The following is a 26,444-nucleotide window of genomic DNA, read 5'->3' on the forward strand; positions in this document are numbered from 1 at the left end:
CACGTCAAAGAGAGAATGGCGCCTAATTTGACGTGCGCTTGGCTCGGATTTCGTCAATTGCGCGTCGATGGGCTACCTCGAGCGCCGCCGCACTCTGGACCTGGACATCCGGGATGACGCCCGTGCCCTCCCAATTTGTTTTCGTGGCGAGATTGATCGAACGCGCAAAGGGCACCGCGACACTAAAATGGGCGTCGACGGGTTGAAGCATCGTGGGATGAGCGCCGCCTCCAGTGGTTTCGCCGATGACGGTCACCCTTTGGATGGCCTGCAGGTTATAGGCAAAATCCTCGGCCCCTGAGAAAGTGCGGCTGGAGGTCAAGACAAAGGTAGGCGTTGACGGCAGCCGCTTTCCGGGGACAGATGGCAGGGTCCAGTATTGGGTAGTCGAGTTCTCCCGGCGGTTATAGATGTCGCTGAGATGAACCGGGTGATCAAAGAGGTAAGTCGCGATGAGCGCAACCATGCGCGGATCACCGCCGCGGTTGTCACGCAGATCAAAAACGAGGGCATCGACGTGCGCCAGGAAACTCATCGCCGCTGCGACAGTCGGACCGCAGATTGCGGGCGCAGCGAACGCGTTGAATTTGAGGTAGCCCACGTTGTTTGGGAGAATCTCAAGCTTCTCGAAGGTGCAATTGTTGCGCTCAAGTTCCCGCTTGATTCGGGCTTCATCAGCGGGATCGGGACCTGGCCGTTGCTGAGGTCGCTGGAAGGGACTCCACTCGACGCGCAGATGGCGATCATGACTGACGGCGTTGAGATCCTCGCCAATCTGGTTCGCCAGCAGCCCACCATCCGTGATGGTGTCGTACCTGCCTTTTTCCTGATGGCTGTTGATGGCTGCGGCCATCTTCTCGGCGGTCTCCGGATAGACGTAGTTCCGCTTCAAAGCCGAAAGAACGGCCTCGATGACGCGCTTCCGCCCGGCCGCATCCAACGGAAGGTCTTCGATCACGCCGCCGGGCGGGATGAGGCGAAAGCCCAGCCAGTTGACCCGAGGTGGCGCGGTGGTGGCGAGGAGGATCCGGCCATAAGCCTCGAGGTTGTCACCGTTCCCCCTGACGCGGATCCTGATGGCATCGGCGGCGCTTTGCTCAATCGAAAGAAGCGTGAACCCGCCAGTCAGCTTCCGAAGAGAGAGAAGGCCTTCAGCTGTATCTGGCGGCTGGTAGCTGCTGACGAATGTCTCGAGAGAAGAACGGTCGCCGCTATTGAAGGCCTTCAGAAACGCCTGCAGGACTTCGCCGGCCGGCCCTGCCGGAGTCGCCGGCTGGGCAAACCCGGGGGCGATGCTCGCAGCGAAGAGAGCTAGCCCAAAGAGAGCCGGTGCCAGACGTCGCAAGATGATTGGGTTGCGCATTGGATCGGGCATAGAACAAGGAGTCTCCGTTTCACCGAGGTCGGGAATGAATCACACGCCATGTTTTCGTAGCGGGCGGGCCTTCTTCTTTGCGCAAGAGTGGAACGGAATGGAAGTCGCCCGAGCCCATTCAGTTCCAGTTGGCCGACAGTCGCTCCACATGATCGATCACGAGCACTTCGACCTTCCCCTGGGTCGATTCCAGTCGCAGTCCCAGTTGTTGGACCGCGTTGAAAACCGTCTCGTCGGCCCGGAAACGCAGATCGACATCGAATGCGCCGGAAAACGACGTTCGATCTGTCACCGTGCGCCCGAGTTGCCCTGAGAGCATGCGCACGAACTCGGCCATCGGGACTTTGCCGCCCCGGATATGCCAGCCTCCGGCTTCCCGCAGCATGTCCATCCCGCCACATCTCGGCGCAGATTCATACACTACGTAATCCGGGTGTTTTTCCACTATTTGCGCGGGTGTGGGCCCCTGGCGCGGAGGCTGCACCCGGGCGGCCGGGCCGGCATTCTCCTCAAGGCAGGTTCCCTCCCGCGGAGGCGGTAGCTTGAGCCCGCCGCGGGCGGGCTCCAAGGTGAAGACCGGCATTTCGCGCAACTCGCGATGGATGCGCAATTGGAACCGATCCGCCAGCAGAGATTGCAGCATCAGCATCATCTGCGCATGGCCTGGATTGCCGGTTGCTCTCGCGTCGAGCTCGAATTGGTCCGACTTCATCCATTGGGGGCCGCCCTCGATCTGGAAAGGCGGCACATGATACGCAGCCTGCATCAGCACTTGCAGCGGAGCACTCGCCGTGAGCCGTCCGGGGAAGGGCCGCATGTTTCCGCCTCCCTGCCGGCCATTGGGCCTGATCGAAGCGACTTCGAATCTCGGCGTAAAGGCGAGCGCACTTTGGGTACGGATTGCAGGCGCGTTCAGCGCGCCGATCAGGATAGGAACGGCGAGAGCCGACAGGCCGATCGACGCCAGAATCGCCTTCTTTCCGCCGCTCAGCTCGCGGGCAGTGGCGCCTGCGAGAATCGCCTGCAGACGCTTCCTGATATCCGCGCCTGTCACACCTGAAATGCAGGGTGACGGGGATTCAGTGTAGAAACGGCAGACTGTCAATATCCCCTGCATATAGTCTGCCGGCTCGCAGCCCATTCGCAGGACTTCCTCATCGCACGCCAATTCCCGTTCTTCCACAAGCCGAGAGCCGATCCACCACACCAGCGGATGGAACCAGAAGATCGACTCCACTATCATGTGAACCGCGGCGAAGAGATTGTCCTGGCGGCGGACGTGACACATCTCGTGCGTGAGAATAGCGCTGAGCTGTCGAGGCGTGAGGTGCTCCAAGAGCTGAGCCGGTAGAACCAAGACAGGGCGCAGAAAGCCAACAACACCCGGCTCCTCCGCACCAGGCGTGATGAGCGCCGGTATGGGGATTGGCAGTTCGATGGGCGTGCCGCCGCGCAGGGCTGCCCGGACACCCAACCAACTGCGGGTACGCGCCACCGTGATTGCCAAGAACCCGAGGGCCCAGACAACGCCGATGGCGACAGGCACCCAATCCAGTGGGGTGCCCTGTGGCGCGGTGGTCCTGGAGGCCGTCGAGAACGGTTGTGCGATTTGAACGATTGTGTCCGGGAGTATCGGAGCCGCCACGAATGCCGGGTATCGGGCTGGACGCGGCACCACACTTCCGACGCTCACCAGCAATGCGAAGGGTATGAGGAATTTTAGCGACGCGCTGAGCCAAACCCAGTAGCGGATCTTCGGCGCATTCTGGCGAAGCGCGAAGGCCAGCAATCCGGCAAAGAGGACAAAGAACGATGATTGCCAGAGATGGTTGATGATGGACGAAGTACTCATTTCGAATTCCGTCGCCTGTCCGCTGTGCGTTTTCTGTCTGCTTCCACAGCGGCTTTCTCCAGCTCGCGAATATCGTCCAGTGTGAGCTTTCCGGACTCAATGAGTTGCGCCATCATGGGTTGCGCCCGTCCGCCGAAGAAGCCCAGAATCTCGTCCAGCAGATTCTCGCGAGCCGCGTCCCTGGCGATGAGCGGTTCAAAAATATCGGCGGTGCCGACCTTGCGAGCGCGCAGCACGACTTTCTTGATTTCCATCCGGTAGATGGTGTTCGTAATGGTCGTGTAGGCGGGGCGGGGATCTGGAAACGCCTGTTGAATCTCTCTCATGGAGGCACTCCCCTTGGCCCACAGAACTTCCAGAATCCGAACTTCCAGTTTCGCGAGCTTAGGACGTTTCATGCGTGCTGACGATGTTGCGATGATCTTACTATCGAATAGTAAGATCCGTCAATGGCGAATATGGGTCTCACCTCACCATTTGCCCAATAGTTGCGCCATTGAGTTCACGAAGCTGCGATCCATCATGGCTGGTCGGCCCTTTGACACCAATTGCTTCCGGTATCTCCGTGGATGGCACCCGCGGGGCGGAAGGCTGGCACGAATGCCGGCCGCAAGCCTGGAGGCGTACCCCACGGATGAGAGGCTCAGGGCGTGCTCGGGGGGGGTTGGGTGTACGGAGGTTGTGGTTTCGGAGAGGATGGCCGGCACGATTGCCGGCCCGCAAGCGTGGGCGCTTGCCCCACCGAAGAGGGGCTCTGCGCGTGTTCGGGGGCTTTGGGTGAGAGCGCCGGGCTATTTCCCTGTACGGCGGAGATGGCCGGAGTTCAGGTCGAGTTCCAACGGGACGCTCGCCGCCTCCAGGACCACAACGCCCCCGCCAGACGTGATGGCGGGCGGAGCAGAGAGCCAGGTCGCGACTCGCGCTGATTTAGCCAGCGCTACGATCGTGACTCCGGCCAGCTTGGCGATTTCGGCAGTGGAGTACCGGGCTGTCTCCCGGCCATCCCGCGCGATGATTACAGCAGCCAGAGGGCCGGGTGTCCTCACGCCTTCATCGATGAGCAGGACAACGCCTTGGTCGGAGACTACGGCGAGGGCGGGTCCATAGCGATGGGGCAGAGTCTTTGTCCAGACACTGCGCCGCCCACCGGGCCGGGCCGCGAACAGTTCTGCTTGCGCCTGGGGCCGTTTCCAGCCCTCCGGCCCGCGCAACTCAAGAACGTAGGCGCCGGCCGGCGATGAGAAGGTGCGTAACTCCGGCGGGAGCGTCTTCCCATCCCGTTGTGACGAGGCGTCCATGCCGGAAGGGACTATGAAGAACGGCACGCCCAGGAGGAGGAGGCTGCGCCTGCTACGCACGGGACTGGTTCCGGCGGCGCGCCAGAGCCAGACCGCCCAGCCCGAAGAGAACCAGCGCGGCAGTCGCCGGTTCGGGCACCGCACTGATCTTCGGATCGGCGAGGGCCGTCTGGATTTGGGCGGTGGTCAGCTTGTCGAGACCGGCGCCATCGGGCGTGATGTCGCCAATCACGCTGGGCGTGAGGCGATCGGAGCCGCTGCGCATGAGGAAGTCCATATCGACGCCTGGGTCGTTGTGCAGCAGGCCGAGCAGGTGTCCGACTTCATGAGCGATGGTGTCCAAACGGTTGACACCAAAGATCACCGAATCAATGACGATTTTGTTGCCGCCGATCGTATTTACTTCGCCGTACGCATCGAAGTGGTTAGCCACAAACCACATGCTGATCACGAGGGGGTTTACTGCCGCGCCTGGCGCGGTGGCGAACAACGAAGTCACCTCGCCCTGGTCGTCGAGACTGAGGAAGGTAGTAGAATTCGTGGTCGTGAAGGGAAGATAGCTGAAAGTGATTCCGGCCTGAGCCCAGATTTTGTTGGTCTCAGCCAGGAAAGTCTGTTCGGTATCGTTCGCACAATTCAGCCCGCCGTCGTCGCAGATCTTAATCGGCTGAATGGTAAGGATTGCCGCGCTGGCTGTGGCCGCGAAAGAAGCCACAAGGACAAAAGCGGTCAGCAGGGCGCGTGAAGCCAGCCGGTTCATCAGATATGCAGGTCTGTTTTGTGTAGTCATTTCCCCTCCGTCAAAGTGAAGCTGTGGGTGAGTAAAGGCGCTAGGACTGCCCCAGAATTTGCCTTAACACCCCAGTAAGAGCACTTGACAGTGTAGCACGCAACTGCTCACGAACAATGGCTTTTTGGGTTTCGGTTCCATTCATCAGAGGGGGACCTTCACTATGAAAGACAGGGCGAGTACGGAAGCGATCCTACGGCACTCGATCTCCCCCCGGCACTACCAGGACGACTGCCCTAGCAGAGCTATCCAGCCGTCGCGGGTTCGCACTTCGTTGCAATAGACACCGAGGTGGCGGTAGGCCTGGCGGACCTCGGCTTCGAGCGAGGTGGGGATTCCCGAGAGAATGAGGCGGCCGCGGTGTCCGAGGCGGCGCACCAGCATGGGCGCCATGTCAATGAGGGGCGCGGCCAGGATGTTGGCCACCACCAGAGGCCAGGTTCCTTCGGCCGCCTCGGGTCCGCCGGTGAGGAGGCGAAGGCGGTGGTGCAACTGATTCAGGCGGGCATTGGCGGCGGCGGACTGGACGGCGGCTGAGTCGATGTCGATGCCGGTCGCCTTCTCCACTCCCAGCAGCAGTGCCGCCAGGGCGAGGATGCCCGATCCCGTACCGACGTCCAGGATGGATGGCGGGTGTTCGCCGGCGATGATTTCGGCGAGTGCGTCGAGACAGAGTGCGGTGGTGGGGTGATGTCCGGTGCCGAAGGCGCCAGAGTCGGCGAGGCGGAGCGCCCCTGGCGGGGCATCGACACCGGGGGGCACGACGAGAATTCCGCCGGATTGCAGGGTGCGGGGGGACAGGAGCCAAACCGATTCGCTGTCACGGCCGTGGGCGGGGGCGACGGTGAGGGGGGCTCCGCGCAAGGCGTGAGCGACGGAATCCGGGGGGACGGAGTCGGGGAGGATGGCGGCGAGGCCGCGGGGGCTGGACTCCACGTCGAGAGCACCGAGGCCGATGAGGATATCGAGGGCGTCTTCCGGGGGGCCGGCGATGTCAATGCGATAGGGCACCTTGCAGGGTAGCGCACTGCAGGGACTGGCTGCGGATGAAGGTTCGGCGTGGCTAGTGTGTGATCTTTCCGGCCCCGTTCATAGCGGCCGTTTGAGAGGCGCTTCGCGGCCTTCCCCGTGGAAGGATGGTCAACAACGGGAGGAGGACACCTTCGGCGTCCCCCTCACATGAGGCTGGCTGCAGCGTGATTATTTCGACCAGGGCGGGACCACGCCGTTGGAGCGGGCATATGCGATGGATTGGCCGAGGTGCTCGTGCTGATCGCCGAAGAGGAACCGGATGGCGCCTTCTTTTGTCATGTCCATGCCGAAGAGCTTCACAGGCGCCTTGAGATCGGCATTCGACAGGCTGGTGATGGTCTTTTGGAGGTTGGCGTAGGAGGAGCGGAGGGCTTCCTGCAACTTCTCGGGATCGGTCACCGGGGCTGGCCGGGCGCCGCCCGCCGTGCCTGTCAGGGTGGAGGCGAGCAGTCCGTTCTCCATCACGATCAGGTTGAATACATCACCCGCCGAGCGGACGCCCTGGCCGGGTTTCCAATCGTATTTTCCGGCCATGACGCGCGCCAGTCCGGTGAATTTATCGGACAATGTCCCAGCCTCCCTGGCCAGAGCCGCCTGTACGGCCTGCTCCGCGGGCTGAGCCTGCGCGCACGGAGTGAGGTTGGCGGCCATGATGGCCAGCGCGCACGCGATGGTTCCGATTCGGATCTTCATCATGTTCTTGTTCCTTTCCTGTCTGTTGATGCGTTCTCTAGACGACGGCGGTCAGTGGGGTGTGAAAAGGCAGAATCCCGTTTCAGGCACCCGGCTTCAGGAACAGGCCCGCGCCGATTTTCGCCGCTTCCGATCCGGCCACAGGATGCAGGTAGTTGCGCTTCGTCTGGTCGCGCTCGATGACGACGGGCTGGTCTGTGACCTTGGTGCTGACCATTTCGAGGAAGGACGGATCCATATCCTGGTATTCGAGGCGAGCCCCCGTACCGGAACCGGCCACCCTGCGGTTTGCGGCGAAATAGCTATCGATCACCTTGTAGTGCACCAGTTCCCGGGGCGCGGACGGCGCCGGCGGTCCGCCCTGCCTGCCGGCACGGCCTCCGGCATCGGCCAGAGCCGAGGCTCCACCCTGATAGGTCCAGGCGTAGTTGCCGTTTGCGATTACGTTGTTGCGGTAGTCGAAGTCGTCTTTAATGCCGGCGGTCCAAACCCCGCTACCGTAGACACCGTCGCAGAAGCAGTTGCGCATGGCATGTCCGCTGCTGCCACCAGTCCAATAGACCACCGAGATCTTCAGGCCGCGGAAGATGCAGTGATGCACATTGACGCCGTTTCCGTTGGCGATGATGGTGACGTGATTGGGGTTGGTGAGGTCGTCACCCAGGAACGCGCACTGGGCGATCTCCAGGTCTTCCAGGTCCCTGCGGAGCCGGCTGATGGCGTAGAGGCGTTGAATCAGGCCGGGTTTTGGCGTCTCGACTACGGGCAGGCCCAGGATCTTCAAGCCCTGAATGGTGACGTGGCTGGTCTCGATCATCATGCCGTCGGCCGCGCCGCCCAGCGGATCGGGCCGCCCGTTCCAGGTCTTGGGCAGCGGCATGGTGTGGATGAGGGTTGGCATGCGGCCCGTGTGCCATTCGGGGTCGTCCGGCAGCACCTCGGCGCGAAGGGTCAAGCGGCCCGCCCTGGAGAACGTGCGCCGTTCCGGCTTGAGCAGGGTGGTCTCGCCGACGGTGTAGATGCCTTCGGAGAGCACCACCGTGAGGGGGCCCGATCCGTTATGGCTGTTGACCCGGCGCGCTGCCTCTGCGAGGGTGCGGAGGGGGCTGGTTTTTGTGCCAGGGTTCGAGTCGGCGCCCACGGCCGGATTCAGATAGAGCGCATCTCCTGATGCCGTTGGGACGGAGGAGCTCGCCTGGTGGGCCGCCAGCGGCGCTGAGCGAAACACGGAGGCGAGTCCGGCGGCACCGAGGCCGGATTGCATGAGCTGACGTCTGTTCATGAAGTGGTATCTCCGTCCATTGGACGAGGGGCGGAGCGGGTTTGTGAAAGCGCAGGGATCAGGAGTCGAGAGCCGGATGGCCGCCGGCGTCGAGGGCATCGATCAACCGGCGCGCGAAATCGACGGAAGAGCAGCGCGGGTGGCTGGTGCGGTGCACTTCCAAGGCCCAGCCGGCCTGATCGACCTGACGGACCAGGGTGCGGGTTTGCTGGAAAGAAGAGGGGGTCCCTGCAAAGTCACAGGAATCCGCGCGAACCTTGCCGGCGCGCAGCGCGGCGGGCAACTGGCGATTGCAGGTGCACGGCGCGTCGTCCGACGCGAGACCGCAATAGCGGCGCGTGAACTGGAGGATCGCTTCGCGCGCGTGCTGGAGGTGTTTGCGGAAGAGAGCGGGGGCGATGTCGAGGGCCTCGGCGGCGTCGGATCCCGGCAACTCCAGGATCTCACCCAGGACATACGCCAGGCGATGGGGGCGGTCGAGGCATTGCAGCATGCCAAGAGTGCAGCCCACCTTCACTTCTTCGAGCAGAAGCGATTGCTCGGCGTCGCTCGGCGCGGCCAGGTTGAGCGCCCCACTGAGATCCTCCGCGAAACTCTCGAAGCTCAAGTGCAGGCGTTCGACGGTGCTTTTCCGGACGTCCAGGATGTAATTGACCGCCACGCGGTAAGCCCAGGTCTTCAATTTGCTGCGGAAGTCGAACTGCGAGAGGCGGGTGATGATGCGGACGAGGATTTCCTGTGTGGCATCTTCGGCGTCCTCGCGGTTGCATAACATGCGCAGAGACAGGCCGTAGATGTCGCCTTGCAGGGCGCGGACCAGGCGTTCGAGGGCGTCACGGTGTCCGGCGACGGCGAGCCGGGCTTCGTCCTCGAGGGGGAGAGGGCTTTCCTGTTTTTGCTGGTGTTGCATGAAGTGCACCGCTGCCGGCCTGACCGTAGAGTAGCGCTGCGGATTGCTCGCGGGTGGAAGAGATAGTGTAGCCGCCAGGGCACGGATGCCCGAAGCCGTACCGACGTCCAGGATGGAGTGGGCATACCCCAATCTGGGACTTACGCTGTTTCTCTGGCGCTCACCAATTCAGGGCGAAAGAATCGGGCAGCCTTTGTCCCATTTGGCGCGAACGGCTGTAAATCGGGGCGTCTCGAAGAGCTTTTTATCCTGGCGAAAAAACAGCAACTGCCCTCGAACCCCGGATTCAAATGAGATCGCGCGGGCTTGTCCTGTCATTTTTGATCGGCTAAACTCGCAAAGATATGAGGGCTATCTATCGATTATTGGTCTTCTCCGCTATCGCCTCCTGGCTGAGCGGAGCAACCCTGTATTCGAGCGCAACCGTGAGTGTTTTTGTGGATCCCGCCTGGGGTTCAAGTTGCACTCCCGGGACTTCGCAAGGCACGACCGCGGCTTCGTATTCAATGGCACCGTGCGACCTGCGGCCGGACGTTCCCTTCTCGGACTCTCTGGCGTGGGGGGAGGCGAGCGTGGTAAATGCTTTGCCTTTCGGCCTGACTATGATGGTTTTCGCCGGGGGCACGAGCCACCCAGATGCCATGGCCAGTGCGTGGTTTTCGATGCTGTACCCAGGATTGGACATCGGGAAACTCTACGCGCTCGACCTCACCTATCTGGTTGATTCCGACTGGGACAGCGCATTCTCCTCCGGCCAAGTCTATGTGGAGGGCGTGCCTATTCTGGAAGTTGACCCGAACAAACGCTTTCAACACCATGTAGTGCGTGTGCGAACCGGCCCATTTCTAGGTGCAGCCGGCGGCGCGGTTACGCCTCCAGTGCACTTCGGTGCAGAGATATCTCCTCTGCTGCCGATTGGCGGAAGGATAACGGCAACATTCACTCTCAAGAGCTTGGACCTACTCACCGTGCCGGAGCCGGGGAGTGGAATCGTCTGCGGAGGAGGAATGTTATTCCTGGCAATCCTGAGGCTCCTCAAGCTCCGGCAATCTGAACGGCAACAGACGAACTGAATTGAGACGGATGAAAGTGTGTTGACCAGGACTGCAGGATCCGGTATCAGCCGAGATACCCGTATCCAGCGGTCATACGGATGGTGGTTCCAGGGCCACCTGCTATCGTGCTGGAGGGCCGGCCGGGTGGCTACCGGCCCTTCAGCAACTCAATGCCGCCATTGTTATTGGTGACCTGGAGACTGCAGCCGCCCTGGCCGAGTTTGCCCCGGACGGAGGACTGGTTGAGTTCCCCTTGGATACTGAGGGGGAAGTCGGAGCGGATGCCTCCGAAGCTGGTGCTGGCCACTACATCGTAATTGGCGGATTCCGGCAGGGTGAGGCGGACCTGGGCGAAGGAAGTCCGGATGTCGGCGGGTTGGCAACCACGGCCGGCGAGTTGGGCGGAGACGGCTCCGTTTTGGGATTGGACGGAGACTGGACCTTTGGCGCCTCTCAGGTTGACCGAGCCGAAGGAGTTCTTAACTGTGATCTTGCCTCCGGCGTTGTCCACGGTCACGCCTCCATTGTTGTCTGTCACGGTGACCTCGCCGGTTACGGATTGGAGATCGACCTGCCCAAAGGAGGTCTGGACGGCGGCCGAACCGCCGATGGAGGAAGCGTTGACGGCTCCATTGCCGGAGCTGACTTTCAGGAAGCCCTTGACCTGACGGACGACCACGGGGGCAAAGGTGGTGGTGAGATCGGCCGAGGCGGCGTCTTCCACGTCGATTTCGCCGTTCTGGTTTACCAGGTAGGCATGGCGGGCCACGTGACGGAGGGTGATCTTCCCAAAGGTGGTGCGCAGGTTGGCGGCACCCGCGACGGAACTGGCATCGATGGCGGCATTGGTGGAGTTGACGGTGAGGTCCCCCTTCACCTGGCGGGCGGTGACCTGGGCGAAAGAGTTCGACAGGTTAGCCGGGCCGCTGTCGTCGAGGACGATCTCGCCGTTCTTGTTGACGACGGTGGTGGTTTTGCCGATGCGGGTGAGGCGGACGGCGCCGAAGCCGTTGGTGACATTGGCGAGCCCGGCGGCATCGGTGATGGTGACGGCACCGTTGGTGCTGCGGACGGTGACATCGCCTTTGTGGCGGGTGACGTCGACGGCACCAAACCGGTTTTCGATGCCGGCATTGCCGCCGCTGTCGTCGAGGCGGACGGCTCCGTTGGCGCCGGAGATCTGGACACCAGCGTTCATGCCGGAGGCGGCGATGGAGCCGAAGGCATTCGAGACATCGAGGGAGGCCGATTGCGGCATCTCGATGTCATAACTGACGGAGTATGAGATATTGTTGCGGCGCAGGCGGCGGAAGAGGCCGCCCTGGGCGGAGTCGTCCGGGTAGACGGTGGCGACACGGGCGCCGTCGGCGGTGGCTCCGGCCTCGATGCGGATCTCGTTGAGGAGGGCGTCAGCCTGCGCGCGATCCTCGGCGGCGACACGGATGGTGGCGCGGACCGAGACGTCTCCGCGGGCGGCGCCGCGCACATTCACCGGGCCGAATTTGTTTTCGACGCGAAGCCGTTGACCGGGCTTGAGAACGAGGGTCTTGCTGACTTCCCGGGAGACCTCCTGCTGGGCTCCGAAGGCAAATGCGCAAGCGACAAAGGCGGCGCTAAAGACTATTCTGTTTCGAACCGGCATAATTCAGAACCTCTTGAAGGGTGCGCTGCTTCTCGTGAAGCAGGGCTGCGAGCTGGTTTTGGACCTGGGCGTTCAGACGGTTTCCGGCGGCGGCGGCGCGTGTTTCGGCGATGGCCTGATCGAGCAGGAGGAGTTTGTCGCGGTAAGCAGACATGGCCTGCAGGCGATCGTCATTGAGGGCGGGTTGGGCCAACTGATTGAGCTTCTCGATGGACTGGACATAAGCGGAGCGGGAGGTCTCGACCTGCTGAAGGGTCTGGGCGGTGATGAAGTCCCTGCTGAGCCCGGGCTGTGCGCCACCACGGCGGACGTACCAGAGGACCGGGAGCGCGAGGAGCAGCAGCGCGGCGATGGCGGCCCAGACGCGATAGGAGGGGCGAAGGCTGCGCACGGGCCGGGCGGGTTCGGACTGGATGGCGGATTCGACACGGGTCCAGAGATCCGGGGCGTCCCACTGGCGGCGGCGGGCGGCGGCCCATTGGGCGACCTGTTCAAAGGCTTCGAGTTCGCGGCGGCAGGGGTCGCAGTGTTCCGCGTGGCGGCGGGCGGCGGCGAGGTCATCGGGCGACGCAGTGTCGAGAGCGAGTTGGAAGCGGGCGCAATCGATGTCGTGCATGGGTTAGTAGTCCTCCCGCCGGGTGAGAAGCGCCTGGCGGAGCTGGCGCCGGGCTTCGCAGAGGCGGCTGCGCGAAGTTCCGGAATCGATGTCGAGGATGGAGGCGATCTCGGGGTGGGAGAAGCCTTCGCTTTCGGCGAGGAGAAAGACCTCGCGCAGGATGGGGCTGAGACAGGTGAGGGCCTGTTCGAGGACGAGGGTGAGCGTGGGATCGACGCCCGGAGAGGAGTGGACATCGAGCTCGTCGGAAGAGTGTTCGAAGCGGCGGCTATGGCGGCTGGCCATATCGCGGCAGGTATTGATAAGAATGCGGCAGAGCCAGGTGGCGAGCGTGCAGTTGCCGTGAAAGGTACCGATGTGGCGATAGGCTTTCAGGAAGGTTTCCTGGACGGCATCCTCGGCGTCCTGACGGCGCCGGAGGAGGTTCCAGGCGACCGATTTGAGGCGAGGGCTATGCAGACGGAAGAGCTCCTCGAAGGCGGAGACTTCGCGCAGGCGGCAGCGCTGAGCCAGCGGGGCGTCCTCAGGAGGGCCGGATTGGGGTGGTCCTGACAATCGATTGGCTGCCGTCACCGGCATGGCTAAAGTGACCATGCTCATTTCGTTCCGCCCTACAGACGGTTGAGGGGGCGGAAGTGTTCGACGGGTGAGTGTACTTTTCTATTAGCGCATGGCGGGCGGGGGATTCCACAGCAGTGTTCCGGGTGGGGAGATTCGCCGGCTGAGGTGGGGGGTGGATTCAGTGCTATTCCGGCGGGCGGTGCGCGTCACGCTCCAGGTGGAACCAGTGGAGGAGTCCTCCGATGATGGCCATATTGCTGAGCAGGCTGGCGATGGGACTGCCTCCCGCATCGGGCGTAAAGAAGCGGGGGAGGATGCCGAAGATGCTGCCTAACGCGAGGTAGGCAATGAGCGCGGCCAAGGCCCAGTGCGTTTTGTGGCCGAAGACGATCATGGCGGCAGCGGACATCTGGACGACGCCGCCCAGCGCCAAGGTGTGGATGTCGGTGTCCCAGTTGGCCCTGGGGGAGACCTCGATGACGAAGCCGGTGGCGCTGAGGGTTTCCGCCAGGCCGGAGAGGAAGAACGACATGGCGATGAGAATTCTGGCGAAGGCGCGAAGGGTCATGGCCGGGCCGGAATTCGGGGATCCAGGGCCTGGGCGGTGCGGTGGGGAGTCGGTTGGGTGGGAGGTCGGGTGCCCGGAGGCAGCGGAGGCCGGCCGTGGATCCGTAGAGATGTAGTCGCCGTCGTGATGTCCGCCTCCTTTCCCTGTAAAACTCGTTCGCGCGGCCGAACAAGCGGCCTGGCGGTGGTTGTGATGGCCCTGCCGGCTAGTAGAAGAACCGGCCGATGCTGATGAAGATCTTGCGCTCGCCACGTTCACCCACGCTGCCACCCAGGAAGACGACCCCGATGGGGGTCTCGCGAATGAGTCCGGCCACGCCATCGTTGAAGGGCCGCAGAGGGTCGCCCGCATTGAAGGCATTGCCTGTTTCGTAACCTACGACGGCGCGAAAGCCTTTCAGGAACGAGACCCGCTCCTTGGCGAGCGAGTGCATCACATAGAACCCGTTGTAGTAGTAGTGATTGCCGATGAGCTGGTAGTGGGCGAGCGCGGCAAGGCGATTTGGACCTCCCAAAGTGAAGGGCGGCCAGCCCTGGCCATTGCTGACGGTGGTGCCGCCGCTGGCCGATTCGACAATCGAGTAGGATTCGCTGAGCTGCCGGGCATAGGCGATGCGCGTTTCGAGGATGGGGAACTGCTTCCGTGCACCGGGCCAGCGATCGACCCACTGCCCATCGAAGGTAAAGCTGAGCCCGCGAGTGGGCACGATGTGGTCCATGCGGTCATAGGCGAAGCGCACGCGCGCGGCCCTGGCCTGGCCGCTGAGCGGTTGGGCGCCGGAGGTCCCGCTGGTGACATAGGTGTGGAGCCTGCTGACCTTGTAGCCCACGCGAACTTCCCCGAACCGGCCGGCGGAGTAGCCAAGGTCGAAGGTGCCGCCGGTCTCCCTGACCTTGTACGAGTAGAGGGAGGTGCTGCCATGGTTGTAGAAATCCTGCGATCGCTGGGTGAGGAACCAGCCTGGGGCCATGAAGAAGCGGGATTGCCTGAGGCGAGCGTAGTATTCGGTGGCGGCGCGGTTGTCGGTGCCGAGGCTGAAATCGGTGCGCCATTCAGAATTTGGAATCAGCAGGTCCATGATGGTGAGGCGGCCCGCGATGCCTAGTTTCAGGCCTTCCGAGTTGGAGCCGGAGACGAATACGCCGGTGTTGAGAAACGGCGGGCCGTAGTGTTTGGGGTGAACCCTGACCTGAATGCCCTGGCGACCGTCCCGCTGCAGGAAGCCGTAGTCGGCCGATTTGTAGCGACCTAGGCCGCTGATCTGCGTGAGCTGATCCTCGAGGTCCGGCTGGGTGAGGGGCACGCCGAGTTTGCCGCTGAGGCTATCGGGGAGACGTTCGTCGCGGATACCGACCATGCCGCGCACCTCAAGAAACTCGGGCTGGATCCATTCCGGCCGGCGGCGGCTGGCGCGAACGGCCTGGAGAGCGGCCCATTCCGGCTCGCTGACGGCGAGGGTTTGGAGGAAGCGCCGCTTGCGGTCGGCCTCTTCGTAGCCGCGATCGGCCAGTTCGGTGCTTTGGCTGTAGCTGCTGCCTGAGAAACCGGCGAGATCTGGAAGGAGAATGAGATCGGCCTTGCCCAGGTTCTTCATATTGCGTTTTTCGTTGGCGGAAACCATGATGCCGAGGGAGCGCCGTACGGCCGAGAGCAGGTTGTCGTAGCCGCCATCGGTTTCGGAGGTGTCGAGGCCAACGGCGATTACCACGTCAGCACCCATCCCGCGCACGACATCCACGGGCAGGTTGTTGACCACCCCGCCGTCGACCAACACCTGGCTGCCCAGCCGAAGCGGGGCGAACACGCCGGGGATCGACATGGTGGCGCGGAGGGCATCGAACAAGGAACCGGAGGAGAAGATGACCTCCTGGCCGCGGACGAGATCGGTGGCCACGGAACGGAAGGGGATGGGCAGAAGATCAAAGCTCTTCATTTGCTCGTAGGGCGAGGTGGCGCGGCTGATGACCAACCCCACGCCATGCCCCGGGGAGAGGCCCATGGGCAACTTGAAGCCACCCTTCAAGCCAACTTCGATGGCGGTGGGAAATTGGCGGCGGTCCTCTTTGCGGCGGAAGGAGAGGCTTTGAAAGGGAGTATTGACGCGGAGGGTAGCGGGCCAATCGATGGCGTCGACGAAGGCGGTGATCTCTTCGGGCGAACGGCCAGTAGCGTAGAGGGCTCCCATGAGTGCGCCCATGCTCGTGCCGGCGATGTAGTCTACCGGGATGTGGTGCTCATCGAGCCAGCGGATGACGCCGACATGGACCAGCCCATTGGCGGAGCCGCCGGCAAGGACGAGGCCCACCCTGGGCCGGGGCGTCGACTGGGGCGACGCCTGCGGCAGGGCGGGGCTGGCCGATGTCAATACGGCCACGGTCAGGATGAATATTGACGCTCTCACCTATCTCCTCAGTGGATTGGGCTCCGCGCCATTTGAGACGGGAGAGTCCGAAGCAGGACCGGCCAGACTCTGGCGGCCTGGTCGCGAGTATCCGAAGACAAGGAAGCATGCCGAGGGCCGAAGCTGGCGGTCTGGCTTCCCGCGGCGAAAGGAACCGGGCTTAGCTGGTCCGGAGCAGTGAGTTGGGCCGGTGCGTGCAAGGAACAGGTGCAGCAGAGAGGCGCTGCCTGGAGATCAGTATGGAAATGGCTACGAGCATGGCGATTGAACTGAAGGCGGTCCTGGAGCGCAAAGAAGCGGCGCTGCTGGGCGACCTGAAGATCCGTGACGGGATTGCGATTGAAAAGAGTGCGGACCAGATGGACGAGATCCAATACGCCTCGGAGCGCGATCTTGCGATACAGAACGCGCACCGCGAGTCCCTGGTGCTGCGCGAGGTGAGGGCGGCCCTGCGGCGAGTGCAGGCGGGCACGATTGGGATTTGCCTGGAATGCGACGAAGAGATCAGCGCGAAGCGACTGGCGGTAGTGCCGTGGGCCTCGTGCTGTGTCCACTGCCAGGATGCGTTGGATCGTGCGGCGCGCGAGGGTACGGCGACGGAGGCGGACAGTTTCACGCTGGCCGATTGAGTGATGCAAGCGGTGGGAAGAGCCCGGCCCAGATTGGTCGATGGCAGACCCGAGAGGGATGGGCGGCAGGGAGCGGAAGGGTTCCGAAATCGGGCCTGTGGCTCTGCGGTGTGCACCGGCCTGGCGCATGCAGCGCGAGTTTCCGCAGCTGACGAATCGGTGTCACCTGACCAAATACGGTCGGGAGGGCGCCAAGCAGTAGTCCTGGGGATGCAAGTCCAGCCCAGGCTCCACGGCCTCTTTGAGTGACTAAGGGTTCTTCTTCCGGCCGAAAGGATTGGGGCGGCGCCGATCCTGCGGATTGGGCTGATTGGGATTGCGGATGCTTTCGAGCACCTGGTCCAACTGTTGCCTAACGGCGGGAGAGGGTTTGGAGTTGACCGCCTGGTTGTAGTAGTCCAAGGCAGTTCGCATATCCCTGGAGGCAGCGGCAAGGCGAGCCATTTCGAGATAGGCCTCGGCGATGGCTCCGGTGGCGACGCCGTTGTTGAAGTCACGCTCCAGCTCGGCGGGGGAAGAGATACCGGCGGAGCGCGGGATATCGACACCGGCGGGCTGGCCCCAGAGAAGAGCTTGGTCGAACTCGGCGCGAGCCGCGGTTGCGTCGCCGGAGGCGGCAAGAGCGCGTCCATAGGCGACATGCGCGGCGGCTGCGACAGTGGCTGCATTGGGAGCCCAGCGGTAGAGGCCGGCACGGTCGCGACCGGGCGTGGATTCAATGGCGGGATCCGGCAGGAGATAGCGCCAGACAAGCATGGACCGGTCACCGATCTGGATGCGCTGGGCGTACAAGGCCGCGCCTTTCGCCAGGTCCAGGATAGCGGCGGGATCGTTCACCGCGCCGATGGCGCGATGGCGGAGAGCGAGTACGAGCCCCAGGGAAGTAGGTGAGCGGGAGACGCCGATGGAGACGGAGGAATCGTCGTAGGAGAGGCGGGCCTCTTCGAGCGCGAGAGCTGTAAACCAGGCGAAGACGGCATCGGCCCGGCGGCCCTGGCGCTCGAGTGCGACGGCGCGATAGGCGGGTATGCGGGCGTCGGTGGGATCGAGGCGGACGGCGTCGTTGAGCGCGGCGTCGGTGGCTGCCCAATCTGAGCGAAGGATGGCCCGCCAGGCTTTGTGGAGCTTGGGTCCGGCTGTCGATTCGAAGAGATTGAAGGCGGAGGATTGAGCGTCGTCCTCGAGGTCGAGATCGGCGGTGCGTTTCGCAAGCCGAACGAGGGCTTCGTAGATTGCGAGGGAACGCGGGAAGCGGGCGAGTCCCTGTTGCAGAGCGGCCCGGGCCTCCTGGAAGCGCTTGTTGGCGGAGTGAGCTTCGGCCTGGAGTGCGAAGCCCTCGGGCGTACCGGCGGAGGCCCGGATGGCCGCCTCAAGGGCAGCACGCGCGCCTGTGCGGAGTTCGCGAGCGGAGGCTTCGAGGGCGGCGGCGCGACCCTGGTCGTAGGAGGAAGGATTGCGGTAGGTGGTTTCGGTGACCCGGGTATCGCCCTCATCGTAGGTGCGAATGCCTTCGATGGTGGGTGTGCGGAGGGCGGTGGCCCTGTCGAGCGCATCGAAATTGGCGCTCCAGAGGTATTCGCTACGGAGGCGGAGCGCCTCGGGGTTGGCGGGAGCGAGCCGAAGGGCACGGTCGACGAACGGGCTACCTTCTTCGAAGCGGCCGAGGCGGTCGAGGATGATGGCCTTCATGAGAAGGGCGCGGACATGGTTTGGGTTCGCGGCGAGGGCCTGATCGACGACAGTGAGGGCGCGGGCCAGTTCCCGCTTGGGGTTCATGCCAATGCGCAAGGCCTCAATGACGGGGCGGGGCTCGACAGAGTAGGCGCGGCGGTTGAGATCGGCTTCCGTGACGAGAAAGCGGGCGTAATTGGCTCGGGTGTCGGCGGAAGCTGACTGGGTGCGTAGAGCGGCCTCGAACGCGGCACGGTCCGATGTGTATTTTTCTTCGTAGACGAGGCGTTGAGCTGTGAAGGCGGCGTGTACCATGCGGGCCCGTTGGATCAATTGGCCGAGGGGCTGGCCGGAGCGGACCGCGGTATCGAGGGTGGTGAGGTAGCTTTCGACGGAGCCGGAGGCGCGGTTGGCGGCCAAGTCGGCCTCTATGCGGGGGCGCAGTTGGGCGGTGGCCGTGGCGTCGGAGCGGGCGGCAGACTCAAGATCGGCCGCAGTGCGGGCCGCATCGCCCATGCGAGCGGCGCACCAGGCGCGGCGGAGGAGGGCGGGTGCGCTGGCGGGCTGATCGTTGAGCAGGAGCGTGGAGTAGCGCCGGGCAGAGATATAGCGGCCGATGGTGAGGTTGAGTTTACCGAACTCGTTGAGCCAGGCAGGGTCGGAGAACTGGCCGGCCTGAAGCATGCGGACCATGCGCTGGGGGAAGTCGGTTTCCTGATCGAGGGCGGGGCGAGCTTGGCTGACAACGCGGGCGAGATCCGGTTCGGCGAAGCGCAACGCGGCGAAGCGGCGGGCGGCCTCGCGTTTGAGCGCGTTGATTTCCGTGGTGTCGGTGAGCTGTTGATGCAGGCGCGCGGAGATATAGCGGCTGGCCATGGAGTCGTAGACAAACGAGGCGTAGTTGCTGGGGTATTCGGAGGACTGGTAGCGGGGACTGCCTTCCAGGCGAAGAGGCATACCGGGCCGGCGGATGCCGTAGGCGTGCCCCTCTGTGACGATGCCGGACATGCGTTCGCAAGCGTAAAGCCAGAGGGTGGCCTCATCCAGGCGCTTGAGTTGGATGGCGCGCTGGAGCGGATCGATGGCCTCTTCGAAGCGGCCGGAGAGAGTCAAGGCCACTCCGAGGGTGAGGAGGACACGGGCGTCGGACCCGGCGCGGGCTCCAGACTGCTCGAGAATGCGGGCGGATTCCGCGAAATTGCCGGAATCGAGCCGATTCAGGCTATCGACCAGAGGGTTATTTTGACCTGCCAGTGGAAAAGCGAGACACACTACGAGCCCGAGGAGAAGGTGCCGCATTATTGAGTATTACCATAGGGCGCGAACGGCACCGGTTTGGGAGCGAAGGCGGCAACCTGGCGAGCATCCCAGATGACAGGTGAGGCGTGGGCGATGCGGAATGCCTAATTGGATAGGCGGTTATCGATAGCGATGGTGCGAATTACGGTGTCTCCTTCATAGGGAATCTCGAGAAGCACGGTACTTTTGCGCGAGAAGGGCGGCCGGTCCAGGAAGACGCCGGAATCGAAGACGAGCCGTGTATTCGGACCGTGCGGATAGTCGAGATTGGGGTGGGCGCAGGGGCCGGCTGGGACATGTTCCGTGACGATGATGAATGGATAGTGGGCGCATTGCTGGAGAACACTGGCAATCTCCCGGTTAGAAAGGTGCTGGAAGACCTGGCGGATAAGGGCCGCTCCGGCTGGGGGCAGCGGATCCGTGGTGAGGTCGCGGCAATGGAAGGATATGCCCTCGCGGGCCTCGGTTTGAGAGAGGTGGGCGATGAGTTCAGGTACGCAATCGACGCCATTGTAGTGATCGACGAGGGTAGACAGGCGGCGCCCGATGCGGAAGTCGCCGCAACCGAGGTCAGCTACGCTACGGATCCCGTGCTGCCTGAGGAAGCCCTGGATCGCGGCGGTATAGGGAACTGCAAGTTCATCCTCGGATCCTTCGCCTGAGTAGAAGCCCTGTCCCGCGGCCTGTCCCCAGATCCCTTCGCGATAGACGATTGAGAAGGTTTCGAGGAGAGAGAGGTTCTCGAAGCGCTCCTGCCCGTTCGGGTGACCGGTTCGACGCTGATACCACCGAATGAAGGGCTCTGGCAGGAAGGGGGATAGGGCGGAGCTTAGGCTTTGTCGCAGATTCATGCGGAATACCACACAGGATAGCTGCGTCTCTACTAGTAGAACAAGTGGTGAAGGTGCGACATCTCCAAAGTCGGTCGCCCGACCGGGCATGGCCGGAATGAGTGAACGGTTCGATACACTGGGAATTCGCGGTGGATTGCGTGATCGCGGGCCTGGCCCGGGAGTCGGCCGGCCCGGATTTCCGTCGATGTCCATCCCCGGGGGAGGCACCTGGGAGGCTGCCCGCGGCCAGGCGACGAGGCTGTTCCGGTAAGCCACAGGCCTTGTTTCCGTTCAAGTGGGGGGGGGGTGAGATCTGCCTGGCAGTTCCAATTCACTGGGGGGAGCAATTGAAGAAGATTGAGGCAGTAATCCAACCATTTAAGCTGGACGAAGTGAGGCAGAGCCTGGTGGATGCAGGTGTGAGCGGCATGACCGTCCTCGAAGTAAGGGGCCGGGGCTCACAGCATGAGACGGGCCTGTTATACCGGGGCGTCGAAAGCGAGACGTGGCCCACGGCGAAACTGAAGATCGAAGTTGTCGTCGGAGACCGTGACCTGGCGGAAGTGCTCGCGGCCATCCGGCAGGCGGCGTGGACCGGCCGGTCTGGCGACGGGAAGATCTTCGTTTCGGATGTTGTGGAAGCGATCCGAATTCGAAACGACCAGCGAGACGAGGCGGCAGTTTAGGCGAGCGGCCACGGCGCGAGCCGGATAGTCGGACGCGAGTCGCCCCTTTGAGCGTGTCAGCTCAAGTTCACACGAGGTTTCAAGCCAGCTCAGGTACAACGAACGGGGCTCGATACTGGCGCCGGAAGAGCGCGGTCGCTTCCTTGTCTCCCGGACAGGTCCAGGACTGGGGGTCGAACGTAATGGAGCGATTGACGCGATAGGCAATATTGGCCAGATGAACCAGGGTGGTGGAGATGGCGCCTTCTTCAATGGGGGCGTTGAGGTCGGATTGTTTGCCACTGTGTACGGCGTCGATGAAGTTGCTCCAGTTGTTACCCGTGTCGCGGCCGGAGGGGCCGGGCGCACGCTCTTTCCCGAGGTGTGATTCGTAGCGGCCGTGGTCTTCATCCCACACGGAGAGATTGCCCTTGCTGCCATAGAAGACGGCGCCCACAGTATTGGTGGAGCCAGGCTCATCTTCCCCAATACCGGATTCGTGATTGCTGATCCAATGCCGGACTTCGAAGACCAACAGTTTCTTCCTGCCACCGTCGTTGAATTCGAAAGTGGCATTGAGGGTGTTGGGCGTTTCCTGATCATCGTCGAACATAAAGTGGCCGCCGGCGGCGGTGACCCGGGTTGGATATTTAACCCCGAGACCCCAGCGGGCGACGTCGAGCTGATGGATGCCCTGGTTGCCGAGATCGCCATTGCCGTAGTCCCAGAACCAGTGCCAGTTGTAATGGAAGCGATTGCGCGTGAACTCGTGCTGAGGAGCGGGCCCCTGCCAGAGGTCGTAATGAACACCGGGAGGCACGGGCTCCACGGGTGCATGTCCGATGGTGTCGCGACGCTTGAAGCACAGCCCGCGGGCCATATAGACATCGCCGATGAGCCCGCTATGCAAATGGCTCACGGCTTCACGGGCGATGCTGGAACGGCTGTTGGTGCCGTGCTGAACCAGGCGCCCGTACTTCCTGGCGGCAGCAGTGATCTGGCGGGCTTCGAACATGTCGTGGGAACAAGGCTTCTCGACGTAGACATGCTTGCCCGCCTGGCAGCCCCAGATTGTCTGGAGGGTGTGGTGGTGGTTGGGGGTGGCGATGGAGATGGCGTCGATACTCTTGTCCTCGAGGAGTTTGCGGACGTCGCTGAAGGCCTGGGGGCGTTTGCGTCCCATCTTTTCGACTTCAGCCAGGCGGCCATTGAGGATGGAGTCGTCGACATCGCACAAGCCGACGATTTCGACATCCTGCCGCTGGGCGTATTTGCGGACATGCACCCAGCCCTGGCTGCGCACACCGACACAGGCGACGCGCACTTTGTCGCTGGGCGCGGCGGCGAGCCGGCGACACGCGGCGGCGGCCAGTGGAGCCATGAAGAAATAGCGACGATTCATTGATCCCACTTTCGGTCGATTACGCGCTGAAATGCGAGAAGAGCGTGAGAACTGGAAAGGCGGCCAAGCCGGGTGCGCCGAGCCTGGCGCCCGTTATCGAGGCGACGGGGTCTACAGCCAGGAATCCTACACAGCCAGTGGCCCGCGGCGGGCAGGGTGTAATCCACGTAGATGGAATTCTGCGATGGCACTCGAGGTTGCTGGTTCCTCCTCATCTTATCCTGCAGACCGCTGCAGCAGATCAGGGAGACGGGGGGCTAAGCGGGCTGTAGCCGCCGCGGCTATCTGATATTTTCGAAGTGCCCAGCGGAGGCGCCGAGCGGCCCGCGGCCGAGAGAGAGGGAGTTGTCATGTCATCCAGCAGACGCGAATTCCTGGCAGGCGCCATTAGCGCCGCACCCATGATTGTGCCCGCGAGCGCGTGGGGCGCCAATGACCGGCCAGCCTATGGACTGATCGGGACAGGCAACCGGGGCGGTGGAATGAACCGCGCCTTCCAGAAGATCGGCGCGCAGTGCGCCGCGCTGTGCGATGTGTACCAACCGTATCTGGAAAAGGCGCGGAGTGAATCGCCGGCGGGCGTGAAGACTTATCGCGACTATGAGGAGTTGCTGGCGCAGCCCGGGCTGGATTTCATTGTTGTGGCCACGCCCGATCACCAACACTGCCCAATGTTGAAGAAGGCATTGGCGGCGCGAAAGGACGTCTACCTCGAGAAGCCGTTGTCGCTCTCCCTGAGCCAAAGCGATGAGATGATTGCGGCGGTCCGCAAGACGAAGCAGGTGGTGCAGATCGGCATGCAGCGGCGGAGCATGGGCTTTGTGCGTCAAGCCAAGAAGATGATCGAAGATGGCGTCATCGGCCGGATCTCGCTGGTGCAGGCGCGATGGAACTGGCATTTCGACCTGCCGTTGGACAAGTCCCCGCTGCCTGGTGAATTGGACTGGACGCGATTTCTCGGTTCGGCGCCGAAGCGGCCGCTGGACCCAATGAGATTCCGCTGGTGGCGCGGCTTCTGGGATTACTCCGGCGGGAACATGACAGATCAGGGAACGCACCTGATGGACGTGGTGCAGTGGATGACGAACTCCGGCGCACCTCTTTCCGCGGTGTGCCAGGGCCGGATCACTGAGGCCACCGGCGTCGAAGTCCCCAATATTTTCAATGCCAGCTTCGAGTATCCGGAGTTCCTGGCGACCTGGACGCTGGATTACCGGAGCACCTATGACTTCGACTGGTCTATCCGGTTCCAGGGCGAAGCGGCGACGCTGATGCTCGACCGGAAGGGGCTGAGGGTATATAAGGACGCGGGCGCGTCCGGGACACCCTGGACCCAAAAGGTACCCACGGAGCCGAGCCAGGAGCTGAGCGACACGGACCAGGCCGAGGCGCACCAGCAGAACTTCCTGGATTGCATTCGCACCCGGCAGGAACCGAACTGCCCGATTGAGATTGCGGCAGCGGCGGTGGCGGGCCCGCATATGGCGAATCTGGCGTTCCGGGAGGAACGCAGGGTGAAGCGAACGGCGGACGGGAAGATCGTCTAGCCCGCCGGTTTCGCTGGGAAGTACATAGTTCCCGATCAGAACGCCGCCCCGAGGCCCCGGGATTGGCTTCAAACCGCAAGGCGGTGAGGGCGTCTCACCGCCTTGCGGCGGAACCCGTCACTTCGAAACAGTCCGCGTCCGGGGCGTGCTCTTGCCGCCTGGGCCTTTCACCGCAGCGGGTTGTACCCCAGTGGGCAAATCGTCCGGACTGAACCCAGTGGGCAACAGGGAATCCAAATACTGAAGCCTCATTTCGCGGCGGAAAGAAGGCACGTCGGCGATCGAGGGCAGGACGACGCCGAGGAATGCCACGGCCATCTCATTCCTGGTCTCCTCTCCCCAGGTGACGCGCACGGGAGGATCAGCTGAATTGTGAGGATTATTCTTTGAGTTGTCGTAGACGTATTCCAACGCAAGGCGCGTCCCTTTCGGCAGATGGAGAGGCTGTTTGTATCGATACTGCCCTTGCCAGTTGAAGTCCCAGTCCCTGATCCAGATGAGCGGTGTGATGGTTCCATCGGGCAGGTGGGCATCCACCTTCATCTGGGTGGCGAGATAGTGCGCATGCGGGGCAATGCCGAACAGTTCCACGTCGCGCGGCACAACAACGGAAGCGCGCACCACATAGTGCGGGTCCCCCGGGAGAATATCGATGCGGCGGTTGAAGAGGGTGATCGCCGCTCTCCCCTTCGTGGGCGGGGTGGAGTATGTAAGGCCGAGCGAAGACTGATCCAATTCCCGTTTCCCGGTCGGGTGGTAGTGGACCTGCAGAACCACGTCAGTACCTTCTGGAATTGCCTGAGCCCAATCCGGGGGATCGAGGACAGGCGTAGCCCCGGGGGCCCATCCGGCCAACATGCCGGCAGGCCGGAAGCCCGGTCCGCCGAAGCAGGCGTAGCTCCCGTCCTGCGAACCAGCAGCAAGCTTCCGTGCAGTTCCGGAAGAATCGAGAAACACAAGTGCGTGATGGACGAGACGGCGATTGCCCGGCCTGAACTCCACGCCGCGGACGAAGATATCGCTGACTGCATTCCGCGGCAGGACCAAGCAACGGAACTGGTCTGGGCCATCAGGTGGTAGTTGAACGGCCGACGCCATGGTCAACACCTCGTCTGGCTGGCCGAGTTGCCACCCGTCGGGGAATGCCGGCAGAGGGAGCCGATGTTGGGGGTCGCCTTCCGGCGCTCCCGCCCTGGCCCACTTCTGGATCCGCTCGATCTCAACGGGCGTCAGGCGGCGTTCGCCAGCGAAATCGCCGTGCCCGGGTTCGGCCTTCCAGGGCGGCATAATCCGGGCCTGCGTTACCGATGCAATCAACCGCGCCCGCTTAGCGGCATCCCTGTGAGTGAGCAAGGGAAAGGGCGCAACCTCACCGGGCCGGTGACAGGCAGTGCAGTGGCGGTAGAGAATCGGGGCAATGTCGCGATTGAACGTCGGCGGCGCGGAAAAGGCTGAAGGACTGAGCGCAGAGATGAGCAGAAACGGAGCGAAGCGTCTCACAGTGTCTAGTTCCCTTTCCGGGCATAGGTGATGGCACAGCCAAAGGCGGTGGTGCGTGGGTGGACAACAGGCCGGCCAGCGAGCACGGAATCGAGGGCATCACGCAGATCGAGGCGGGATGGCTTGAAGCGCCTGGTTCCAAAGCGCTCCACGGAATTGTCGATGCGCCCCAAGTAGAGCAGAGTGCCGGCGCCATTGAGGACCGCAACTTCCGGGGTGACGGTGGCTCCGGTGTACTGAGCCAGATTCTGATCCGGATCGAGGAGTACCGGGAAGCGATACTCGAAATCGCGGACGTGCCGAGTTGCGTCGGCAGGGTGGACCGTTGCGTCGCCGAGTACGCCGTAGAGCAGCACGCCCCTGGATGCATACTCCCGGGCGATCCGGTTCATCTCCGGCACGTAGCCGTTGCTGAGAGGGCAATCGGTGGTGAGGAAGAAGAGGACCACGGCTTTCGCTGAAGACCAGCCACTTGCCGCATGAGGAGCACCCTCTGTGTCGTAGAAAACAAAGGGGAGGGGCTTATGCGCCGCGGCGAGAGTGGACGGACACCAACCGGGCATCACGATGGTGAGCCAGGCGGCAATGCCGCTTGATACGTATGATTTCCGCCCAATTGGAAGATACACCCGGGCAACCCTCCCATCTCGAGATTGAACCGGGATAGACGGCGCTGATGAATGATTCTGTCCGCCAATTGTCAGAATTTGTCGCCGCTGAGAAGGTTCGCGGCCCTACCCGGGGGCCTCCAGAGGCTCGAGGACTGAGCGCCGCCGGTCGCATTGCCTAAGGTTTGACAGGTAATTGATGGGCTACCCGGGGT

The 26,444-nt window shown here is 62.9% G+C and carries 23 protein-coding genes; 4 read left to right on the forward strand and 19 right to left on the reverse strand.

Features of this window, described 5'->3' with window-relative positions; genetic code table 11:
* Positions 1-22: 22 nt before the first annotated feature.
* From ACR9Y2_RS37450 to ACR9Y2_RS37490, 9 genes are all read right to left on the reverse strand, one after another.
* Complete coding sequence (locus ACR9Y2_RS37450) at positions 23-1,375, reverse strand: S41 family peptidase (protein WP_435047029.1); 1,353 nt, start codon at positions 1,373-1,375, stop codon at positions 23-25.
* 118 nt (positions 1,376-1,493) lie between these two features.
* Complete coding sequence (locus ACR9Y2_RS37455) at positions 1,494-3,227, reverse strand: M56 family metallopeptidase (RefSeq protein WP_435047030.1); 1,734 nt, start codon at positions 3,225-3,227, stop codon at positions 1,494-1,496.
* Entirely contained in the window at positions 3,224-3,625 is a 402-nt protein-coding gene (locus tag ACR9Y2_RS37460) for a BlaI/MecI/CopY family transcriptional regulator (RefSeq protein WP_435047031.1), read from the reverse strand. The genes ACR9Y2_RS37455 and ACR9Y2_RS37460 overlap by 4 nt, the downstream gene beginning before the upstream one ends.
* Positions 3,626-4,018: 393 nt before the next feature.
* Positions 4,019-4,585: a hypothetical protein gene (locus ACR9Y2_RS37465; RefSeq protein WP_435047032.1), complete on the reverse strand. Its 567-nt coding sequence runs from the start codon at positions 4,583-4,585 to the stop codon at positions 4,019-4,021.
* On the reverse strand, positions 4,578-5,315 hold the full coding sequence (locus ACR9Y2_RS37470; RefSeq protein WP_435047033.1) for a PEP-CTERM sorting domain-containing protein: 738 nt from the start codon (positions 5,313-5,315) through the stop codon (positions 4,578-4,580). Before ACR9Y2_RS37470 ends, ACR9Y2_RS37465 begins: the two co-directional genes overlap by 8 nt.
* A 219-nt stretch (positions 5,316-5,534) precedes the next feature.
* The gene (locus ACR9Y2_RS37475) at positions 5,535-6,326 is read right to left on the reverse strand and encodes a 50S ribosomal protein L11 methyltransferase (protein WP_435047034.1); all 792 of its coding nucleotides are present in this window, start codon (positions 6,324-6,326) and stop codon (positions 5,535-5,537) included.
* A 189-nt stretch (positions 6,327-6,515) separates the two neighbouring features.
* A complete protein-coding gene (locus tag ACR9Y2_RS37480) occupies positions 6,516-7,043 on the reverse strand; it encodes a DinB family protein (RefSeq protein WP_435047035.1) in 528 nt (175 codons plus the stop codon).
* Positions 7,044-7,122: 79 nt separating this feature from the next.
* Positions 7,123-8,322 carry a hypothetical protein gene (locus ACR9Y2_RS37485; RefSeq protein ID WP_435047036.1) on the reverse strand — a complete coding sequence of 400 codons (1,200 nt, stop codon included), beginning with the start codon at positions 8,320-8,322 and terminating at the stop codon, positions 7,123-7,125.
* Between the two features lie 58 nt (positions 8,323-8,380).
* The gene (locus tag ACR9Y2_RS37490; protein ID WP_435047037.1) at positions 8,381-9,232 is read right to left on the reverse strand and encodes an RNA polymerase sigma factor; all 852 of its coding nucleotides are present in this window, start codon (positions 9,230-9,232) and stop codon (positions 8,381-8,383) included.
* A gap of 572 nt (positions 9,233-9,804) precedes the next feature.
* Between ACR9Y2_RS37490 and ACR9Y2_RS37495 the strand changes: the two genes are divergently transcribed.
* On the forward strand, positions 9,805-10,305 hold the full coding sequence (locus ACR9Y2_RS37495) for a hypothetical protein (protein WP_435047038.1): 501 nt from the start codon (positions 9,805-9,807) through the stop codon (positions 10,303-10,305).
* Between the two features lie 130 nt (positions 10,306-10,435).
* Here the strand turns inward: ACR9Y2_RS37495 and ACR9Y2_RS37500 are convergent, their stop codons facing one another.
* The 5 genes from ACR9Y2_RS37500 to ACR9Y2_RS37520 form a co-directional block, all read right to left on the reverse strand.
* Entirely contained in the window at positions 10,436-11,929 is a 1,494-nt protein-coding gene (locus ACR9Y2_RS37500; protein WP_435047039.1) for a hypothetical protein, read from the reverse strand.
* Complete coding sequence (locus ACR9Y2_RS37505; RefSeq protein WP_435047040.1) at positions 11,901-12,545, reverse strand: hypothetical protein; 645 nt, start codon at positions 12,543-12,545, stop codon at positions 11,901-11,903. Before ACR9Y2_RS37505 ends, ACR9Y2_RS37500 begins: the two co-directional genes overlap by 29 nt.
* Before the next feature lie 3 nt (positions 12,546-12,548).
* Entirely contained in the window at positions 12,549-13,139 is a 591-nt protein-coding gene (locus tag ACR9Y2_RS37510; RefSeq protein ID WP_435047041.1) for an RNA polymerase sigma factor, read from the reverse strand.
* A 151-nt stretch (positions 13,140-13,290) separates the two neighbouring features.
* A complete protein-coding gene (locus tag ACR9Y2_RS37515; RefSeq protein WP_435047042.1) occupies positions 13,291-13,674 on the reverse strand; it encodes a hypothetical protein in 384 nt (127 codons plus the stop codon).
* Positions 13,675-13,879: 205 nt separating this feature from the next.
* Positions 13,880-16,075 (reverse strand): patatin-like phospholipase family protein, encoded by a 2,196-nt coding sequence (locus tag ACR9Y2_RS37520; RefSeq protein WP_435047043.1) that lies wholly within the window; start codon positions 16,073-16,075, stop codon positions 13,880-13,882.
* A 239-nt stretch (positions 16,076-16,314) separates the two neighbouring features.
* Between ACR9Y2_RS37520 and ACR9Y2_RS37525 the strand changes: the two genes are divergently transcribed.
* Complete coding sequence (locus tag ACR9Y2_RS37525) at positions 16,315-16,704, forward strand: TraR/DksA family transcriptional regulator (RefSeq protein ID WP_435047044.1); 390 nt, start codon at positions 16,315-16,317, stop codon at positions 16,702-16,704.
* 249 nt (positions 16,705-16,953) lie between these two features.
* On the opposite strand, the gene ACR9Y2_RS37530 is transcribed toward ACR9Y2_RS37525, so the two are convergent.
* Positions 16,954-19,674, reverse strand: coding sequence for a tetratricopeptide repeat protein (locus ACR9Y2_RS37530; RefSeq protein WP_435047045.1), 2,721 nt, complete (start codon positions 19,672-19,674; stop codon positions 16,954-16,956).
* A 104-nt stretch (positions 19,675-19,778) separates the two neighbouring features.
* The gene (locus ACR9Y2_RS37535; protein ID WP_435047046.1) at positions 19,779-20,525 is read right to left on the reverse strand and encodes a class I SAM-dependent methyltransferase; all 747 of its coding nucleotides are present in this window, start codon (positions 20,523-20,525) and stop codon (positions 19,779-19,781) included.
* A gap of 329 nt (positions 20,526-20,854) precedes the next feature.
* On the opposite strand from ACR9Y2_RS37535, the gene ACR9Y2_RS37540 reads away from it, so the two are divergent.
* Positions 20,855-21,193, forward strand: a complete 339-nt coding sequence (locus ACR9Y2_RS37540; protein WP_435047047.1) for a P-II family nitrogen regulator — start codon at positions 20,855-20,857, stop codon at positions 21,191-21,193.
* A gap of 79 nt (positions 21,194-21,272) precedes the next feature.
* Here ACR9Y2_RS37540 and ACR9Y2_RS37545 read toward each other — a convergent pair whose 3' ends face one another.
* Positions 21,273-22,574 (reverse strand): Gfo/Idh/MocA family protein, encoded by a 1,302-nt coding sequence (locus tag ACR9Y2_RS37545; RefSeq protein ID WP_435047048.1) that lies wholly within the window; start codon positions 22,572-22,574, stop codon positions 21,273-21,275.
* Positions 22,575-22,924: 350 nt separating this feature from the next.
* Here ACR9Y2_RS37545 and ACR9Y2_RS37550 point away from each other — a divergent pair, with 350 nt between their 5' ends.
* On the forward strand, positions 22,925-24,121 hold the full coding sequence (locus tag ACR9Y2_RS37550; RefSeq protein WP_435047049.1) for a Gfo/Idh/MocA family protein: 1,197 nt from the start codon (positions 22,925-22,927) through the stop codon (positions 24,119-24,121).
* 117 nt (positions 24,122-24,238) lie between these two features.
* Here the strand turns inward: ACR9Y2_RS37550 and ACR9Y2_RS37555 are convergent, their stop codons facing one another.
* Both ACR9Y2_RS37555 and ACR9Y2_RS37560 read right to left on the reverse strand, forming a co-directional pair.
* Entirely contained in the window at positions 24,239-25,621 is a 1,383-nt protein-coding gene (locus ACR9Y2_RS37555; protein WP_435047050.1) for an ascorbate-dependent monooxygenase, read from the reverse strand.
* Positions 25,622-25,626: 5 nt separating this feature from the next.
* Positions 25,627-26,250 carry a redoxin family protein gene (locus tag ACR9Y2_RS37560; protein ID WP_435047051.1) on the reverse strand — a complete coding sequence of 208 codons (624 nt, stop codon included), beginning with the start codon at positions 26,248-26,250 and terminating at the stop codon, positions 25,627-25,629.
* Positions 26,251-26,444 lie beyond the last annotated feature (194 nt).

The sequence above is a fragment of the Paludibaculum fermentans genome (genome assembly GCF_051172195.1).
Classification (GTDB): domain Bacteria; phylum Acidobacteriota; class Terriglobia; order Bryobacterales; family Bryobacteraceae; genus Paludibaculum; species Paludibaculum fermentans_A.

Bases quoted from the DNA above. Each gene is read 5' to 3' on its own strand.
- ACR9Y2_RS37450 (WP_435047029.1), bottom strand. From the start codon at position 1,375: ATGCCCGATCCAATGCGCAACCCAATCATCTTGCGACGTCTGGCACCG.
- ACR9Y2_RS37455 (WP_435047030.1), bottom strand. From the start codon at position 3,227: ATGAGTACTTCGTCCATCATCAACCATCTCTGGCAATCATCGTTCTTT.
- ACR9Y2_RS37460 (WP_435047031.1), bottom strand. From the start codon at position 3,625: ATGAAACGTCCTAAGCTCGCGAAACTGGAAGTTCGGATTCTGGAAGTT.
- ACR9Y2_RS37470 (WP_435047033.1), bottom strand. From the start codon at position 5,315: ATGACTACACAAAACAGACCTGCATATCTGATGAACCGGCTGGCTTCA.
- ACR9Y2_RS37480 (WP_435047035.1), bottom strand. From the start codon at position 7,043: ATGATGAAGATCCGAATCGGAACCATCGCGTGCGCGCTGGCCATCATG.
- ACR9Y2_RS37485 (WP_435047036.1), bottom strand. From the start codon at position 8,322: ATGAACAGACGTCAGCTCATGCAATCCGGCCTCGGTGCCGCCGGACTC.
- ACR9Y2_RS37490 (WP_435047037.1), bottom strand. From the start codon at position 9,232: ATGCAACACCAGCAAAAACAGGAAAGCCCTCTCCCCCTCGAGGACGAA.
- ACR9Y2_RS37500 (WP_435047039.1), bottom strand. From the start codon at position 11,929: ATGCCGGTTCGAAACAGAATAGTCTTTAGCGCCGCCTTTGTCGCTTGC.
- ACR9Y2_RS37505 (WP_435047040.1), bottom strand. From the start codon at position 12,545: ATGCACGACATCGATTGCGCCCGCTTCCAACTCGCTCTCGACACTGCG.
- ACR9Y2_RS37510 (WP_435047041.1), bottom strand. From the start codon at position 13,139: ATGGTCACTTTAGCCATGCCGGTGACGGCAGCCAATCGATTGTCAGGA.
- ACR9Y2_RS37515 (WP_435047042.1), bottom strand. From the start codon at position 13,674: ATGACCCTTCGCGCCTTCGCCAGAATTCTCATCGCCATGTCGTTCTTC.
- ACR9Y2_RS37525 (WP_435047044.1), top strand. From the start codon at position 16,315: ATGGAAATGGCTACGAGCATGGCGATTGAACTGAAGGCGGTCCTGGAG.
- ACR9Y2_RS37530 (WP_435047045.1), bottom strand. From the start codon at position 19,674: ATGCGGCACCTTCTCCTCGGGCTCGTAGTGTGTCTCGCTTTTCCACTG.
- ACR9Y2_RS37535 (WP_435047046.1), bottom strand. From the start codon at position 20,525: ATGAATCTGCGACAAAGCCTAAGCTCCGCCCTATCCCCCTTCCTGCCA.
- ACR9Y2_RS37545 (WP_435047048.1), bottom strand. From the start codon at position 22,574: ATGAATCGTCGCTATTTCTTCATGGCTCCACTGGCCGCCGCCGCGTGT.
- ACR9Y2_RS37550 (WP_435047049.1), top strand. From the start codon at position 22,925: ATGTCATCCAGCAGACGCGAATTCCTGGCAGGCGCCATTAGCGCCGCA.